Origin of the sequence: Corynebacterium amycolatum, assembly GCF_016889425.1 — a bacterium.
In the GTDB taxonomy this organism is placed as follows: Bacteria; Actinomycetota; Actinomycetes; order Mycobacteriales; family Mycobacteriaceae; genus Corynebacterium; species Corynebacterium amycolatum.
On sequence record NZ_CP069513.1, the window covers coordinates 2,102,780 to 2,119,324 of the forward strand.

Consider the following 16,545-nt stretch of genomic DNA (forward strand, 5'->3'; position numbering starts at 1 on the left):
GGCCTCACCAGACAGCGAAAAAGGCAGTGACTCCGACTTTCGCCAGAGCCACTGCCCTATTGCCTCACCCATGTCACAAGCCCGTTTCCGTAACAGTTACTTAGGCTTGCCTTGCCTATATTACTGAGTGTACAGAGAATTGCAATACCTAATTCAAGATTTTTTCGAGATTCTTTGCAGAAGGTTTTACTAATACTTCACTAACGCCTCTGTTCCTGGCGCAACCACCCACCCTCCACTCGATTGGTCAGCCCCTGTCCCTGCAGCTCTAACAACAAATGTGTCGTAAGCGCTATGGCTAATCCCGCCTGTGCCGCGACTTTTCCCACTGGTGTTGGCTCCGCAGAATTCAGGGAGTCGTAGACAGCGAGCTCGTTTCGAGAAAGCTTCTGCACCGCCGACTTTTCCCACAACAATTCGAGCTGAGCATCCTCATTCACTGTGCCAACTGACCGATACAGCGACCGCACATTGTCGGCACTACACACCAGTACAGCCTCGCCACTGCGGATTAGGTCATGACAGCCAGAGGTTGTTTGCAGCGTCACCGGTCCCGGCACTGCTCCCAAGGGCTTGTTTAGCCTCACTGCCCAGTTCGCTGTGTTGCGCGCCCCTGAACGCCAGCCCGCCTCGACGATTGTGGTTGCTCGTGATAGGGCCGCTACCAGCCGATTCCTAGTCAAGAACCGATGTCGCGCAGGTCGCACTCCCGGTGGATACTCCGTGACCAGCGCACCCCGCTCTGCAATCCGGTCGAAGAGTTCTGCATGCGCCCGCGGATAGTCAACCCCTACACCACCCGCTCCGACCACAACCGTAGTGCCGCCAGCGTCGAGCGCAGCACGATGCGCCGCGGCATCAATCCCCAACGCACCACCACTGATGACACTAACTCCCGCATTCGCGAACTGCCCCGCGAATTGGGCCGCCACTTGTGTCCCGTAGCTGCTGGCCATCCGCGTTCCGACAATCGCCACCGCTTCACTGAGCATCTCCCGCAAGTCACGGCCACGAACCCACAGCGCAAGTGGTGGCGCATCGGCGCGGTCACGGACTTCGAGCGTCGTAAAGCAGGACAGCAGCTCCCCCGGCCACTCTGGGTGTCGCGGATAAATAAGGCGCCAACCCATCGCTGCCGCCAGCTCTAGATCGTGGCCACTCTGGTCAACCTCGGCTCGTGCCTGCGTCGTATTGAGTAGACCTTCCGGCAGCCCGGCGCGAACCTTGATCCTCTCCGCTACCTCTACCGGCCCAAACTCCGTCACGAGTCGCACAATCTGCGGATGCGTCGCCTCTACCACACGATTCAGATAGGCCCACGCGTGAATTTCGTCCATTTTCTCCCCCTTGATAATGGTTCGGTTGTATTAGCCGCCCTCGCGGTCGTGCAGCTTGCAGGCACGTTGCACGTGCTCGAAGGTAAACGCGTCTATCCCCTCGAGATCTGCAAGTGTCCACGCCACTGCGATTACTTTGTCCACTCCCCGCTGGGTAATCTCTCCTTTTCTCAGTTGGAAGTCCAATAGCGCCATCGCCTCCTCGTCCAGGCCCGCGTGACGACGGAGAAGCGAACGTGGCACGCTCGCGTTGGTGACGGCCACTTCGTCGGCAAGACCCAAGCCCTGCCATCGGCGGCAGGCACGGTCACGTGCGGCCTGTACCCGCTCACGAACGGCCGCCGAGGGCTCATTGTCTGCTTTGTTTCTGATGCCCAGATTGGCCCCGGCAGGACTCAGCGTCACGTTGAGATCCATGCGATCGCGAAGCGGCCCCGATAATGCACGACCGTGTTTGGCTCGCTCAGCACTAGAACAGGTGCATTCGCTGGCATATGCCGCCCCACACCGACATGGATTAGTCGCCATGACTAGCTGCGCTCTAGCCGGAAAGGTCATTCGATGGTGCGTACGCAGGTGGACGACCACCCCGTTTTCCAGCGGCATCCGCAACGCATCCAATACTGCCGGGCGCATGAGAGTAATTTCGTCCAAAAAGAGCACCCCATGGTGGGCAAGGCTAAGCGCGCCGGGCTTGGGCACGGCACCACCTCCGACTAGCGCTGCCACAGTGGCGCTGTGATGTGGAGCCACAAAAGGCGGATGCTGGACAAGCGTGTCCCTATTATCGAGCGCTCCGGCCACCGAATGCAGCGCGGTAACCTCCAGCTGCTGCCACTTCTGCAATGGTGGCAGAATTGTGGGCAAACGCTCAGCAAGCATGGACTTGCCAGTTCCCGGAGAACCCTGCATGAACAGATTGTGCCCACCTGCTGCGGCTACCTCGAGAGCGAAGCGCGCTTCAGATTGACCATCGACATCGGCTAGGTCTACCGAAAAGGTTTGTTCGCTGGGGTCGTCGTTAAGCGCGGTCCTCAAACCCGATCCGGTGAGCACCCAACCCCATAGCTGTGTGAGGTCAGCTGCGGTACAGACTGCGATGCCGTCGACAAGCGCGGCTTCGGCGGCGTTGGCGGCGGGGACGATAACCCAACGGGCTCCAGCTTCGCGGGCGGCAAGGACCTGCGGTAGCACCCCTAGCACCGGCCGAATGGAACCGTCGAGCCCGAGTTCGCCAATGAGAACCGTCTGACGGAGGCGACCGCGTGCCTCCATGTCATCGTTGGTTGCGATAAGGATGGCGCAGACGATGGCGAGATCAAAGCTGGTGCCGTGCTTGCGGATATGCGCCGGCGACAAACTCACAACGACTTTTGTCTTCGGCCAGAGCAGTTGTGAGTTGGCAACTGCCGTGCGCACGCGATGCTTGGCTTCTCCGACGGCGGCATCGCCGAGCCCACCGATATACATTCCTGGCAAGCCACGCCCAACGTCAGCTTCGACCTGCACAATTGTTCCCTCAATGCCACTGAGGCTGACCGCAAGGGCTGTACCGACAGTCATCTAGCAGTCCCACATGATTCCGTCGCAGATTGCGGGAATGTACGTAACCGCTACGACCGGAGGACTGGATGAAGGGCTGGATACGGTGACTTCTGCGCAGTCGATAATTACGGCATCTAACCAGTAGGTGGAGCTTTCTGACAGCCACCGTGCCGCTGCTTTGCGCAAATGACGAATCTTGGCTGCTGTGATTGCCTCTCTGCCGTCCCCAAACTGACTACTTCGCGAACTGCGCCGCGTTTTTACTTCCACAAAATGCAGCCGGCCGTCGACGTCTTCAGCAATAAGATCGAGCTCATAGCGCCCGACGCGTTCATTCCGAGCAATAACTTCCCACCCCTGATCCTCCAACATCTCAGCGACGAAATCCTCCCCGAACGCGCCGAGCTGTCTTGTAGTCAGTTCTTCGAAGTCCTGTGTCATAGCCCCGGTCCCCCTGGTTCCCCATTGAATTCTTCTTTGGCTATTTGCTGCCTAGACTTTTGCCGCCTTGGCGGTTCGGAAACACTCTTGCACAGCGGGCATGACAAAGGCCTTCCGATAGATGCTCGGAAGGCCCTAACTGTGGATAATTTTTCGACTGTGGATAACTGTTAGCAGCTAGCTATACCAAGAGATGAGAAGCTATAAAAGCTACGGCAGTCGTAGGTCAGGCTTATCCAGTTCCTCGATATTGACGTCCTTGAAAGTGATGACGCGCACGTAGCGGACAAATCGTGCCGGGCGGTGGACATCCCACACCCAGGCGTCCGACATCCGCAGCTCGAAGTAGACCTCGTTTTCGCTGTTGTGCGGGATTAGCTCCACAGCGTTGGCAAGGTAGAACCTACGCTCCGTCTCAACAACGTAGGAAAACTGACTAACGACATCGCGGAACTCCTTGTACAGAGATAGTTCAACGTCGGCCTCGTAGTTTTCTAGATCTTCTGCGCTCACGACCGCGACGGCTCCTTCGAGTGTTTACATGTTGCTCTTTTTGTACATGTTGGTCTATTCGGGGTGCTCAAGATACTCCGCGTGCGCCAAGCGCACATTGCGGTATGACCACCGATGTTCCGGGGTCGCGCCATGGCGCGAAATCGCTTCCATATGCGATGCCGTGCCGTAGCCCTTATGCCCCGCCAGACCATAGTCCGGATACTTCTCCGATAGGTCAACCATAATGCGGTCGCGGGTGACTTTGGCTAAGACACTCGCAGCAGCAATACATCGGCAAGCGGAATCACCGCCAATCACGGGCAAATAGGGTGCCGTGAAGCCGGACACCTTGAGTGCGTCGGTAAGCACGTAGCCAGGACGCTGCCCCAACCCGGCTACCGCGCGGCGCATTCCAGTGACATTCGCGTCCTGGATGCCGAATTGGTCGATGTAGGACGCGGGGATCGTCGTCACGCAAAAAGCGGTGGCGAAGCGTTGGATGAGCGGAAAGAGCCGTTCGCGTGCGGCCGGCGTGAGCTTTTTAGAATCGGTGAGCTTATCCAGTTCTGCGATAGGGCGTTCGGGAAGGCAGCAGGCGGCGATAACTATCGGGCCTGCACAGGCGCCGCGGCCAGCTTCGTCGACCCCAGCTACAGGTCCAAAGCCGCGCTTTGCCAGCGCGACTTCCATCGTGCGCGCCTGCTTCAACCTCCGTAGTTTCGGCGCCGGCAGCGCCAGCAGACTGGGCAGGCTAGTTGTGCTGGATTTAGTTGTGCTGGATGTCCGGATCATCGACGCCACCGATTCGGTTAAACGGCAGAATGATTGCCTGCACCTTGCCGACGACGTTATCCAGCGGCACAGTACCCTGCAGCTCGTCACCCATGTGATAGCGAGAGTCCGCAGAGTTGGTGCGGTTGTCGCCCATGACCCACAGATGCCCCTCCGGCACTGTTATCGGCCCGAAGTACGGGCCACCACACTGCTCTGAGCCAAGATTATCCACCACCGGCTTGTCTGCCGGAGTTTTAATGAAATCCTGGTCTGTCATCTTGCCGTCTACCATGATGCCGGGATCTCCTGGGCGGCACTGCACAGTCTGACCACCCGTGGCAATCACACGCTTGACCAACGCATTTTCATCCGGTGCAACAAGGCCAATCCAGGACCCAACCGTCTGCAGCGAGTTCGCCACCAGGTTAGTTGAACGCTGTGACACGTAGTTACTATTCCAGGACTCCGGGCCATTAAAGACAACAACATCGCCGGGCTTGGGATCTGAGAACTGGTAGGAAACCTTATCCACCCAAATGCGGTCACCAGTGCACCCCGCACAACCGTTGAGCGTCGGCTGCATCGACTCAGATGGGATCACGTAGACGCGGCCGATAAAGGACTGCACACCGGCACTGATGAGCAGGGCAATCACGATAATGATTGGAATCTCGATGTACCACGGAGTGTGCTTTTCAGGCTCCTCGCCAAGTTTCCGGAAGCCTTTCAAGCCATCAGTACGGTCTTCTTTTTGGCCGTCAGCCTGTTCGCGCGAATCGTCGTCGGTCATGGAAAAAGACTATACGCGATAGAAAAATCCCCACCGAGCTCAACACTCGATGGGGATTATTTTGCGCCAAAAGACTAGCGGCGCTCCTTGATGCGTGCAGCCTTACCGCGCAGGTTGCGCAGGTAGTACAGCTTCGCACGGCGAACGTCGCCCTTGAAGACAACGCGAATCTCATCGATATTCGGGGAGTGCACCGGGAAGGTACGCTCAACGCCGATACCGAAGGACATCTTGCGGACGGTGAAGGTCTCACGGATGCCGCCGCCCTGGCGACGGATAACGACGCCCTTGAAGACCTGAATACGCTCGGTCTTACCTTCAACAATCTTTACGTCGACCTCGACGGTGTCACCAGCGCGGAACTCCGGAATGTCGTCGCGCAGGTATGCTGCATCAACCTTGTCAAGAATGTTCATGGAAACTTATTCCTTTACTTTTTGCATAGACAGAGGACCCTGGCGGCGCTTTCCCACAGAGGGACGCTCGGCCGGTTCATGCCCGAAACAGGTAAAGCTGCCTATAAAGACAACCTGGAAATTATTACACACCCCCTGGTCAGAAACCAAACTCATCCATGCTCGGCGGGTCTTGCGGGTTGGGTGAATCAGTGTCGGGCGAGTCAGTGTCGGGCGAGTCAGTGTCTTCGCCCTTGCGTGCTTCCTCGACCAATTTCTGTGATTGCTCAATCAGCTCTTGGCGGTACTGGTTATATTCTTCCAGTGCCTGCGTCATCCGCAGACCGCGCTTGTCAAAGGTGTAGCGCCCATGTCCGGCGAGCGGCCCATCTTCCATGCTCACCGTCTTTTTGCCCGTGCTTGACGACGTCCAAAGTTCCACACCATCTCGATCCCGTGCAACATTCCACAGCCCAGCCGTTTTCATGTTGTGGTGTCGGCGACAGAGGCAGTGGAGGTTAGGAGTTTCTGTTGCCCCACCCTCGGCTGGGTTTTCCTTGTTGTAGGGCTCGATATGGTCAATGTCGCAGAATTCCGCTGGGACATCGCAGCCGGGGAAGCGGCATGTCCCGTCAAGGCCTTGGATGTACGCCCGCTGACTTTCGGTTGGGGTGTAGCCCTCCGCAGATTCGTCGGCAAGCAAGCGGATATGCGTAACCTTGTCAATCCACGCCTGCGTTGCCAACTGCGAAATCCACCCCACACCACCAAGCCAAGCCGTGCGCGGGCGTTCCTCGGTGGCGGGACAGTACAGGTTGAGAACGACCTTCGCCTCCGCGGTGCCACGGATGAGATGCGTTAGAGCTTCGACACGGGTACAGCCCGCCGAGGTTGAGATAGCTTGGAGAGTGGTCTTGAATTCGAGAGCGCGGGTCTTTTCCAGCTCCATGAAAACTTCCGCGAAGTTGTCGCCTTCTTCAAAACCGATGCTCTCCCCCACTATCTCGCGCTCACCGGCGGGAAGTAGCGGGTCAACGTCCCCCGGAAGATTTTTCGGACGCAGCTGGGGTTCAATTTGCTCGATTACCTGTTGCAAGAACTTGTGCAGACTACGAATTCCTCGGAGAACTTCACCTTGTCTGCGAGGAATAACAAAGCGCGCAATCTCTTCCTCTACGACCTCGCGCACCTCTGGGTTTTGCAGCGGCGCCGTTGCGCGGGCGATGGTGAGCAGATGCCGAAAAGGCAAGTGAGCACGAGCCTTGACGAAAGCACCCAGGCGAGGCATGAGGGCTAGCTGGATGCCGACCTCCACATACTCCAACGCTTTACCGCGGGCAATCCCCAGCTCAGGTGCAATCTCAGCAATGTAGGCATCCACATCTATTTCAAGCGACTGAGGCGCACAGCTCAAAGAAATATCCAGCTCTAGGCGATTGCGTTGAATCCCCGCTACGGCCAACGGATTAGTGGATGCCTCATGGAAAAACTGCGGCGCTTCAGGCAGCAAAGCCGCTTCGTACACATCGGACGGTCGGTTGGCTGGACTAATTTGATTAGACATTGTTCCCCCAAAAGCCCCAACACCGAGAAAACATGCTCAAACACTTCATGTTCTTGCTACCCCTATTTTAGCACTCCCGTTCGATTACGCAACCCTTTTTTGACAACTTTTATCGCACTTCTTTTCGGCCTTATTGTTCGAGGCGAACCATGCATTACCAAGGCGCACGAGCAACGTGCATCACCAACGTGCAATACCGCCCCACCTCAACTGCTAAAATTGTCTCCATGCCGCAGATTCCACGCTTTGACCCCTGGATTGTTCGAGGAACAATCATCGCCCCGTGTGTACTGGCCATTGCACAGCTTCTGTGGGTGATTGCTATTTCCGAGCGACTACCGGAACAAATAGCAACGCATTGGAGCGGTAACGACGCTCCCGACGGTTTCATGCCGCCAATTCAAAGCACCTTGATTACGGCCATCATCGTCATCGCATGTGCACAGATCGGTTGGCTCGGTGCCAAGACCAGTACGCCGCTTGTCGTACGCAAGCCAATTGCAATAACCAATCTCGCCCTCTGCGGCTTCTTAATCGGTGTTGAATTCGCGATTATCATCCCGCAAATCGGCACGACGGACCCTATGACCGCCCGAATCGGCTGGTTTTATGCAATCGCCGGTGTCGTCATCGGTCTAGCAGCTGCCCTGTTCGTGGCGCGCCGCCTCAAGGACTACTCTTCGCTTACCGACGCCACGGTCACCGAACCTGCATCGCCAGAGTTGCCCCATCGAGAAGGAGACCCGACTCCCATCGATGTCAGCGTGACTATCTCTAATGGCGTCAAGGCTGCCCTCGCAGTCTGGTGCACAGTGTCTATAGTGCTCGCAATATTCCTTCCGATCCTTGGCATCATTTTTCTCCTGTGCACGCCGCTATTCCTCATTGCATATGAGACCGGCATGACACTAGATACCGACCCAAAGACAGATTCCATCACTATTTTTAACGGTTGCGGACCATTGAAGATGAAGCACCGCATCGAGCTTCGAACCGTTAAGTACGCGGCACCGGCGAAATATAACTGGGCCGACGGTGGCGGTATTGGGCTTCGACTTGGCAATGATGGCCGCATCACCGTGGCGGCACGGTCAGGCGAGGCAGTCAAGATTGAGACCTCAGGGTCCGATTACACCATCGTCGTACCGGATGGAATGGCTGCGACTGTCGCGGGAGAGATCAACAGCCGCATCGACGCTATGCGCTAATAGGCTATGCGCTAACAGCTCAAGCGCTAAAAGCCTGCCCTGCGCAGCGCGTCAGCCATGGAACCGCCCTGCTTCTTGTTCTGGGAACCGCGCTTGCGCCCCTTACCGTGACCATCACCACGACGACCATCTCCATGACCTTCACGGCGACCGTCGCCACGCTTTGGCTTGGCATCCGAGGTGTCGTCGTCAAGCCTGAGCGATAGACCGATACGGTTGCGTTCAACGTCAACGTCGAGAACCTTCACTTTGACCACCTCGCCCGAGCGGACGACCTCATGTGGGTCGGAGACGAAACCGCGCGCCATGTTGGAGACGTGAACGAGGCCGTCCTGATGGACTCCGACGTCGACGAAGGCGCCGAAGGCCGCGACGTTGGTGACCGTGCCCTCGAGGATCATGCCGGGCTTAAGGTCGGAGACCTTCTCCACGCCCTCCTTAAAGGTGGCGGTGACAAACTCGGGACGTGGATCGCGGCCAGGCTTGTCCAACTCAGCCAAGATGTCCTGGACGGTGGGCAGACCGATGCCGGCGGAGTCGTCGACGAAGTCTTCGGCACGCAGCTTGGACAGGACGCGGGAGTTGCCGATGAGCTCCTGGACGCTGACGCCAGCCGACGCTGCGATAGCGTCGACGACGCGGTAGGACTCGGGGTGAACTGCAGAGGCATCCAGCGGGTTGGTAGCGCCGTGAATGCGCAGGAAGCCGGCGCATTGTTCGAAGGCCTTGGGGCCGAGACGCGGAACCTTCAACAGTTCCTTTCGGGAGGTAAAGGCGCCGTTTTCGTCTCGGTATGCGACGATATTGTCCGCAACGGTCGAGGACACGCCAGCAACGCGACCGAGGAGCGGCGCGGAGGCGGTATTGACCTCCACGCCGACAGCATTCACGGCATCTTCAACCACGGCATCGAGAGAGTGCTCGAGCTTGGTCTGGGAAACGTCGTGCTGGTACTGACCGACACCGATGGACTTCGGATCGATTTTGACGAGCTCGGCAAGCGGATCCTGCAGGCGGCGGGCAATCGACACGGCACCGCGCAACGAAACATCCATGTCCGGGAACTCGGCTGCTGCCAGGGACGATGCGGAGTACACGGAAGCACCGGCCTCAGAGACCACCACTGGGGTCGGCTTCTTGCCGCCGGCCTGAGCGATCAGGTCGGCGATTTCCCGGGCCAGGGTTTCGGTCTCGCGGGAAGCGGTGCCGTTGCCGATGGCCATGAGCTCCACGCGGTGAGTGGCGCAGACAGTGGCCAGCTGCTCCTTGGCGCCAGACCAGTCATTGCGCGGCTGGTGCGGGTAGACGATGGCAGTGTCGAGCACCTTGCCGGTGGAGTCGACAACGGCGCACTTCACACCATTGCGGTATCCCGGATCCAGGCCGAGAGTGGCGCGCTGACCAGCAGGGGCAGCCAGCAGCAGGTCGCGCAGGTTACGGGCGAAGACATCCACAGCTTCAGCCTCGGCGCGCTCCTTCAGTCGAGTGCGGGCATCGAGGGCAGCGGAAACCTCCAACTTGGTACGCCAGCCGAAACGAACGGCCTGGTCAATCCACTTGGAGGCACCGCCGTCGGGAAGCTCAAAGGCCTCACGAATCATGTGTTCGTAGGTCTCATCTTCACCCGCATCGATGTTGAGAGTCAGGATGCCCTCGGCCTCTCCACGCAGCACGGCCAGCACACGGTGGCTGGGCATGGTCTCCAGCGGTTCGTTGTGCTCGAAGTAGTCGCGGTACTTCGCGCCCTCAGTCTCCTTGCCCTCCACCACGGCAGCGGCGGCGGAACCGGAAGACCACACCTGCTCACGGACAGAGCCCACCAAATCAGCATCAGTAGCGAAGCGATCGACCAAAATGGCACGGGCACCGGTCAGAGCGTCCTTCGCATCCTTACCAGCTGCCTCGCCATATTTAGTGGCCAGAGCCTCAGGGTCCGCGGCGGGGTCGGCCAGTAGCTCCTCCACCAGCGGTTCGTACCCGGCCTCACGCGCAATATCGGCCTTGGTCTTGCGCTTCTTCTTGTACGGCAGGTAGAGATCCTCCAACCGTGCCTTGGTGTCGCAGGCGAGGATGGCGGCCTTGAGGTCGTCGTTAAGCTTTCCCTGCTCTTCGATGGCGGCGAGAATCGTCTGCTTGCGCTCTTCTAGTTCGCGCAGGTAGACGACGCGTTCCTCGATGAAACGCAGCTGTGTGTCATCGAGCCCGCCGGTTACTTCTTTGCGATAGCGGGCGATGAAAGGCACGGTGTTGCCTTCGTCGAGAAGCTTGATAGCGGCGGCGACGGCACTTTCGGCAATGTCCGCACCAGTGGCGGCGAGTTCTCGGGCAATTACTGATGAAATCACCCGGGCAACTTTACTATCGTGGAAGTACCAATTGGCGAACGCCCCACAGAAGGCTCGCAGTTAACACCGGAAAAGGAGCCCCATGAAGCAGAAACTCTGTGCCGAATACCTGCGCATTTCCGATGAGGAGGCAGCACGGTTAGTTGAGGTCGCAGCACCTGCGGCGACCAGCGACGGCGGCACGGCGGGGCTTGTTAACGACGGCGCGGAGAAGATTATCCTGCAGCACTTCGTCGACGTTCCGGACGAAGATGCCCTGGACATCGACACCGACTGGGAGTCCCTGCTTCGCACGTTGACCGGTAATCCCATCGACGGCCAGGCGCTCGGCGACCCGCTGGCGGAGGCCATCCTCGGCGCCGACCGCGTCTGCCGCAAGCCGCTGTCCGCGGTCATCCGCGCCGATCGCGTCGGCGACGTGCACCAGACGCTGGCAAGCATCGACTTAGACGCCCGTATCACGGACAATGGTTCGCTTATCGACGAAGCCACTGCGACGCAGCGCTACCGCGAACTCTTAGCTTTCTATGAGGAGACTAAAGCAGCGCGTAGCGCCGTGCTCGTGGCCATCTCCTAAGAACCAACAACGCAACTGCCAAGCCGATAACTCCGGCGATAAGTCCGCCGATAACATCGGTGAGCCAGTGCGCCCCGACCCACACGCGTGATAGTGCCACGGCACCGATAAGCGCGACGATGGCCAGGTCAAGCAGCTTGCGGGCTGTGCGCCGCAATACGGGGATGGCAAGCTGCATCGCGGCCATGCCGCTGGAGGTAACCGCTGCCACATGTGCAGAAGGAAACGCTGCATCGTGCAGGTTGACCAGCGAGAACTCCTCGCCCGGTCGGTCGCGGTCCAAAAACCACTTCATGGCATAAGTCACCGCAATCGACGAACCGAATGACGCTGGCAGTAGCAACGCCCACGCACGGAAGCGGAACCACAGGAGTGCCGCAGCAACAAGCGTGACCGGCGCGACGTAAATCGGCCGGATAATCTCGCTCAAAGTCAGCATCAAACTATCGACGCGGCCATTCCGTGCCCCATGCAGGTCACTGACCCAGCCTGCAAACGACTGATCTACGCTCCCCGCCAGCTGCGTTTGAGTGAACCACGCCAGTGCCCCTAGGACAGCTAACCAACCAATGACGTGCCGGGGTCGCGCAATTCGAACACGTGCCACTAGCAGTTCTCCTCGGTTACTTCCCCAATGACCTCTTGAATTATTTCCTGGTCACGGACGCTGAGGTCGACGTCGGCAAGCAAATCCGGACGACGTTCGGCCGTACGAATGAGTGACTGATCGCGCCGCCAACGGTCCACCAGCGCGTGATTGCCGCTGAGGAGAACGTCCGGCACTTCTAGTCCACGCCACTCGCGCGGCTTTGTGTAGGACGGCCCTTCGAGCAGACCGTCAGAGAAAGAGTCCTCCTCGTGGCTCTTGCGGTTGCCCAACACACCTGGGATTAACCGCACGACGGACTCCGCAATCACCAGCACCGCCACCTCCCCGCCGATCAGCACATAGTCCCCAATAGAGACCTCACGCACGCGATAACGATTAGCGGCATCATCAATAACGCGCTGGTCAATGCCCTCGTAGCGCCCGCACGCGAACACAATGTGCTCCTCGTGTGAGAACTCCTGCGCCATCTGCTGCGTAAACGGCTCGCCCGCCGGGGTCGGGACAATCAGCAGGGGCTTCGCTGAATCTTCTTCACTTAACGACGGCACTTCCGCTGCAGCATAGGAAGATTCCTCGGCCAGACCCAGTTTCTGATCATGGCGGACATTGTCCGAATGCGGCACAGCGGATGTCAACGACTGCTCCACTTTCAGCGTCGCGATCTCGTCGAGGGCGGGACCCCAGACATCCGGCTTCATAACCATGCCGGGGCCACCGCCGTAGGGCGAGTCATCCACGGCTTGGTGTACACCTGGCGCCCAGTCGCGCAGGTTGTGCACTCCGACGCTCAAAATGCCCTGTTCGATTGCCTTGCCCAGCAGCGCATGACGCAGTGGCTCGAGGTACTCCGGGAAGATTGTGACTACATCGAGACGTAAGCTCACAGCTCCAACAGTCCTTCCGGCGGCGTGATGGTGACGGTTGAGTTCTCAAGGTCTACTTCCGGAACGATTTCCTCTACCAGAGGAATAAGTACCTCCCGGCCGCCTCCGTCAAGCGTGACTTCAAGGAGACGGTGAGCGGGAGCACGGACGATAGAAGTGACCTCGCCGATATCGGTGCCGTTGCGGACAACGCGCAGGCCTTCGAGTTCAAAGTCATAAAAACCCTCGTCTTCGAAGACGGGTTCGGCATAAAACTTCATGCCCCGATAACGCTCGGCCTCATTGCGGCCCGGAATCTCCTCGAAGCGAACCAGCAGACGGCCCTGGTGCGGACGCGCCGTTTTCACAGTCAGCTGTTCTTCACGGCCCGCCTGTACACCCAACAGCGTGGTTCCGACTGCGAAACGCCCTTCCGGGTCATCCGTTGTTGCATCAACGACGACTTCCCCGCGCACACCGTGGGGCTTAATCACTCGGCCAATAAGCACCATGTCAGCTACCGACACGCGCACACTCCCTCTCTTATAAAGGCTCTGTAAAACACCCGCATAAAGCAAAAAGGCGCCACCCAACACTTCGTCTTGAAGTATAAGGTAGCGCCCGGATTAGCTAAGCGGCGTACTCAGCGTCCTTATTACTCGGCGTCCTCGGAAGCCTCGGACTCAGCAGCCTCAGCCTCGGCAGCCTTTGCGGCCTCCTCAGCTTCCTTAGCAGCCTTAGCTGCTTCCTTGGCCTCGCGGCGCTTAGCGGTGATGGCCTCCGCGGACGGGCCGTTGTTGGCCTCTTCCAGAGCCTTGTTGAACAGCTCGAGCTTGGTCGGCTTCGGCTCAGCAACCTTCAGAGTGCCCTCAGCACCCTCGAGGCCCTTGAACTTCTGCCAGTCGCCGGTGACCTTCAGAAGAGCCAGAACCGGCTCGGTCGGCTGTGCACCGACGCCCAGCCAGTACTGAACGCGCTCGGAGTCAATCTTGATGATCGACGGCTCTTCCTTCGGCTGGTAGATACCCAGGTTCTCGATGACCGCACCGTTGCGGCGGGTACGAGCATCAGCAACGACAACGCGGTATTGAGCAGTACGAATCTTACCCAGGCGCTGCAGCTTAATCTTGACTGCCATGAGGAGTTCCTCTTTCTTCTATGTCACTGGACAATACTTATGCATCCAAGCTCACCAGTAATTACTAACGAGGTGCCTTGAACCGGTTTTGCCCTTGGGATATTTACACTGCGCGTGACCACCGGGCGGCCGTGGCCGGATCCGATGAATTCGCAGTCGTGCCTCAGCTGAGGATTCTCATTGAGGCAACTCGAGGTATGTTACCAGCAGTTTTTGGAAATTAACAAAACTGCGCACTCGAAACTCTGCATACCCACTAAAGCTGAACGTCGTTGACAGTGCGGTAACGTAACATTCTATGAAAACCACCGGCACCCAGTATAGGTATGACTTGGACGGACTACGGGGCATTTCAATTGCCCTCGTAGTCCTTTTCCACGTTTACGTCGGTCGCGTTTCCGGTGGTGTGGACGTATTCCTCTTGCTCTCCGGGTTTTTCTTCTTCGGCGCGCAGTACCGCAATGCCATCAATCCCCGGCAGTCCATCAATCCGTGGTGGAGCATCTGGCGCACGCTGCGTCGCCTAATCCCGACACTGGTGCTGGTCCTCTTCGCGACAACCCTGTTTGTCATTTACTTCATTCCATCGCTTCGCACCATTGACATTGCCCAGCAACTCCGCGCCAGCCTGCTCTACTACCAAAATTATGAACTGGCACTCCAGGGCTCGGACTACGCTGCCGCAGAGAGCGAAACTTCCCCACTGCAGCACCTGTGGTCAATGTCGGTGCAGGGTCAGTTTTACCTCGGCTCAATCTTGCTCATCTCCCTACTCGCCTGGATGACGCGCTCATCCCGGATTGTCGGGACTGTCACCTCACCAGTGGAGGCGAAGCGTACCGACGCTACTGGCGGTAGACTCCGCCGAATCCTCACCCCGTTGCTGGCAGTTATCACTCTCGGCTCGCTTGCCTATGCCTTCTATATGCACTCCGAGAACCAGGGGTGGAACTACTACTCCACTGTCAGCCGCCTCTGGGAACTCTGCCTCGGCGCACTACTCGGACTGATTCTTGTCCGGGGCTCCATCCCCATGCCCACGCCTCTACGAGTGCTGTTAGCAGGCATCGGCCTCGCACTGGTGGTCTCCACCGGTTTCATCTTCGACGGTGCCGCACAGTTCCCAGGCCCTTGGACACTATGGCCCCTCGGAGGTGCTGCGCTGATTATTATCGCTGGCCCCGAGGCGGGTTGGATCTCCAAGTTCCTGGCCAGCCGCCCAATGCGCGAGATAGGCCAGAGCGCCTACGCGCTCTACCTGTGGCACTGGCCTCTTCTCATCCTGGCCATAAACTACCTCAACCGCGATACTCCGGGGTTGAAGCTTGGCACCGCAGTGATTGTCGTTTCCTTCATTTTGGCCAAGCTCACCAACAAGTATGTCGAGCTGCCACTGGCTCAATCGACTCGCCGACCGACCCGGACTCAGCCCGTCGTCGGCGATGCAATCCACGCAATTAAGCATCGTCACCCGGCTCGTCGCCAAGCGGTAGCCGGCGCTGTTGTAATCATTGCGTTGGTTGGCATGACCAGCCTTGTCAACGTGCAGCAGCTGCGCGTCAATCGTGCCTCTGCCACCAGCCTAGATCCAATGGTCTATCCAGGTGCGCTCGCGCTTACCGACGGGTACGAGGTGCCGAAGGCAGCCACAAAGCCGAATACCGATTTCATCACTGACCTCTGGCCGGAACCCGCCCTCGATGGTTGCCTTGTGACAGGCGGCGAAGACGTCGGGTATTTCCCGCCGAATCGCCGTTGGCGCGATGAGACCCAACCGTGTGTTTACGGTGACCCGGATGCTAGTGAATCGATTGTCATCATCGGGGGCTCGCACATGGAACACTGGTTCGCCCCAATTGATGCCTACGGCAAGAAGCACGGTTACCGAGTGGTCGTTCTCCTTCGACAGGGCTGTCCAGCGACTTTAGAACCAATCCACGGAGTCGGCGACATCTGCGTGCCCTGGACTTTCGAGGCACTGCAGAAAATTGACGAGGTTCAGCCAGAGATGGTTTTCACCACCTCGACCAGGCCCTTATTCCAGGCGGACCCACCGCAGCCCGGCGACTATACGCCGGATGGCTATGTCTCGTTTTTCACTGCTCTACAAGAACGCGAAATTGATTTCTTCGCAATCCGCGATAACCCGTGGGCGCTACGGGAGGACTTGAGTCAGTTCTCCCCAAGCGTGTGCGACGAAGCGAACGAAGATTGCACCATCCACCGCAAAACTGCTCTAAATGCAGAAAATCCCGCTGAGGAAATTCTTGCAAACTTCCCCAACGGGCACAGTCTAGATTTTTCCGACATCTTCTGTGGCCCGACTACCTGCCGCAATGTTATCGGTAATATCTACGTCTACCGCGACAGCAATCACATCACCGATGAACTAGCGGCCACCTTCAGTGCCGAAATGGGCCGCCAGATCCAGGAGAGCCTGCGGGGCTAGCTACTTCTTGCCCC

At 58.3% G+C, this 16,545-nt stretch carries 16 protein-coding genes; 3 read left to right on the forward strand and 13 right to left on the reverse strand.

Annotated features, from left to right (window positions below; genetic code table 11):
• Positions 1 to 200: 200 nt before the first annotated feature.
• The 8 genes from dprA to I6J19_RS09265 form a co-directional block, all read right to left on the reverse strand.
• On the reverse strand, positions 201 to 1,337 hold the full coding sequence (gene dprA / locus I6J19_RS09230; protein ID WP_038628669.1) for a DNA-processing protein DprA: 1,137 nt from the start codon (positions 1,335 to 1,337) through the stop codon (positions 201 to 203).
• Between the two features lie 30 nt (positions 1,338 to 1,367).
• A complete protein-coding gene (locus I6J19_RS09235) occupies positions 1,368 to 2,900 on the reverse strand; it encodes a YifB family Mg chelatase-like AAA ATPase (RefSeq protein ID WP_038628667.1) in 1,533 nt (510 codons plus the stop codon).
• Positions 2,901 to 3,323, reverse strand: coding sequence for a YraN family protein (locus I6J19_RS09240; protein WP_052155602.1), 423 nt, complete (start codon positions 3,321 to 3,323; stop codon positions 2,901 to 2,903).
• A 210-nt stretch (positions 3,324 to 3,533) separates the two neighbouring features.
• Entirely contained in the window at positions 3,534 to 3,836 is a 303-nt protein-coding gene (locus tag I6J19_RS09245) for a DUF2469 domain-containing protein (RefSeq protein WP_005509529.1), read from the reverse strand.
• Between the two features lie 54 nt (positions 3,837 to 3,890).
• Positions 3,891 to 4,610, reverse strand: a complete 720-nt coding sequence (locus tag I6J19_RS09250; RefSeq protein ID WP_080972877.1) for a ribonuclease HII — start codon at positions 4,608 to 4,610, stop codon at positions 3,891 to 3,893.
• Positions 4,585 to 5,382, reverse strand: coding sequence for a signal peptidase I (lepB, locus tag I6J19_RS09255; protein WP_038628662.1), 798 nt, complete (start codon positions 5,380 to 5,382; stop codon positions 4,585 to 4,587). Before lepB ends, I6J19_RS09250 begins: the two co-directional genes overlap by 26 nt.
• Before the next feature lie 74 nt (positions 5,383 to 5,456).
• The gene (rplS, locus tag I6J19_RS09260; protein WP_038628660.1) at positions 5,457 to 5,798 is read right to left on the reverse strand and encodes a 50S ribosomal protein L19; all 342 of its coding nucleotides are present in this window, start codon (positions 5,796 to 5,798) and stop codon (positions 5,457 to 5,459) included.
• Between the two features lie 139 nt (positions 5,799 to 5,937).
• Complete coding sequence (locus I6J19_RS09265) at positions 5,938 to 7,341, reverse strand: HNH endonuclease signature motif containing protein (RefSeq protein ID WP_222867216.1); 1,404 nt, start codon at positions 7,339 to 7,341, stop codon at positions 5,938 to 5,940.
• Between the two features lie 227 nt (positions 7,342 to 7,568).
• Here I6J19_RS09265 and I6J19_RS09270 point away from each other — a divergent pair, with 227 nt between their 5' ends.
• Entirely contained in the window at positions 7,569 to 8,549 is a 981-nt protein-coding gene (locus I6J19_RS09270) for a DUF1648 domain-containing protein (protein WP_038628658.1), read from the forward strand.
• Between the two features lie 26 nt (positions 8,550 to 8,575).
• Here I6J19_RS09270 and I6J19_RS09275 read toward each other — a convergent pair whose 3' ends face one another.
• Positions 8,576 to 10,894, reverse strand: a complete 2,319-nt coding sequence (locus I6J19_RS09275; protein WP_187402576.1) for a Tex family protein — start codon at positions 10,892 to 10,894, stop codon at positions 8,576 to 8,578.
• Positions 10,895 to 10,976: 82 nt separating this feature from the next.
• On the opposite strand from I6J19_RS09275, the gene I6J19_RS09280 reads away from it, so the two are divergent.
• Complete coding sequence (locus I6J19_RS09280) at positions 10,977 to 11,471, forward strand: DUF1877 family protein (protein ID WP_038628654.1); 495 nt, start codon at positions 10,977 to 10,979, stop codon at positions 11,469 to 11,471.
• Here I6J19_RS09280 and I6J19_RS09285 read toward each other — a convergent pair.
• The 4 genes from I6J19_RS09285 to rpsP form a co-directional block, all read right to left on the reverse strand.
• Positions 11,431 to 12,078 carry a phosphatase PAP2 family protein gene (locus I6J19_RS09285; RefSeq protein ID WP_038628652.1) on the reverse strand — a complete coding sequence of 216 codons (648 nt, stop codon included), beginning with the start codon at positions 12,076 to 12,078 and terminating at the stop codon, positions 11,431 to 11,433. The genes I6J19_RS09280 and I6J19_RS09285 overlap by 41 nt on opposite strands.
• Positions 12,078 to 12,965 carry a tRNA (guanosine(37)-N1)-methyltransferase TrmD gene (trmD, locus tag I6J19_RS09290; protein WP_038628650.1) on the reverse strand — a complete coding sequence of 296 codons (888 nt, stop codon included), beginning with the start codon at positions 12,963 to 12,965 and terminating at the stop codon, positions 12,078 to 12,080. The genes I6J19_RS09285 and trmD overlap by 1 nt, the downstream gene beginning before the upstream one ends.
• A complete protein-coding gene (gene rimM, locus I6J19_RS09295) occupies positions 12,962 to 13,456 on the reverse strand; it encodes a ribosome maturation factor RimM (RefSeq protein ID WP_038629546.1) in 495 nt (164 codons plus the stop codon). The genes trmD and rimM overlap by 4 nt, the downstream gene beginning before the upstream one ends.
• Before the next feature lie 143 nt (positions 13,457 to 13,599).
• On the reverse strand, positions 13,600 to 14,082 hold the full coding sequence (gene rpsP / locus I6J19_RS09300) for a 30S ribosomal protein S16 (protein WP_038628648.1): 483 nt from the start codon (positions 14,080 to 14,082) through the stop codon (positions 13,600 to 13,602).
• Positions 14,083 to 14,380: 298 nt separating this feature from the next.
• Here rpsP and I6J19_RS09305 point away from each other — a divergent pair, with 298 nt between their 5' ends.
• Positions 14,381 to 16,531, forward strand: coding sequence for an acyltransferase family protein (locus I6J19_RS09305; protein ID WP_038628646.1), 2,151 nt, complete (start codon positions 14,381 to 14,383; stop codon positions 16,529 to 16,531).
• Positions 16,532 to 16,545: the final 14 nt, after the last annotated feature.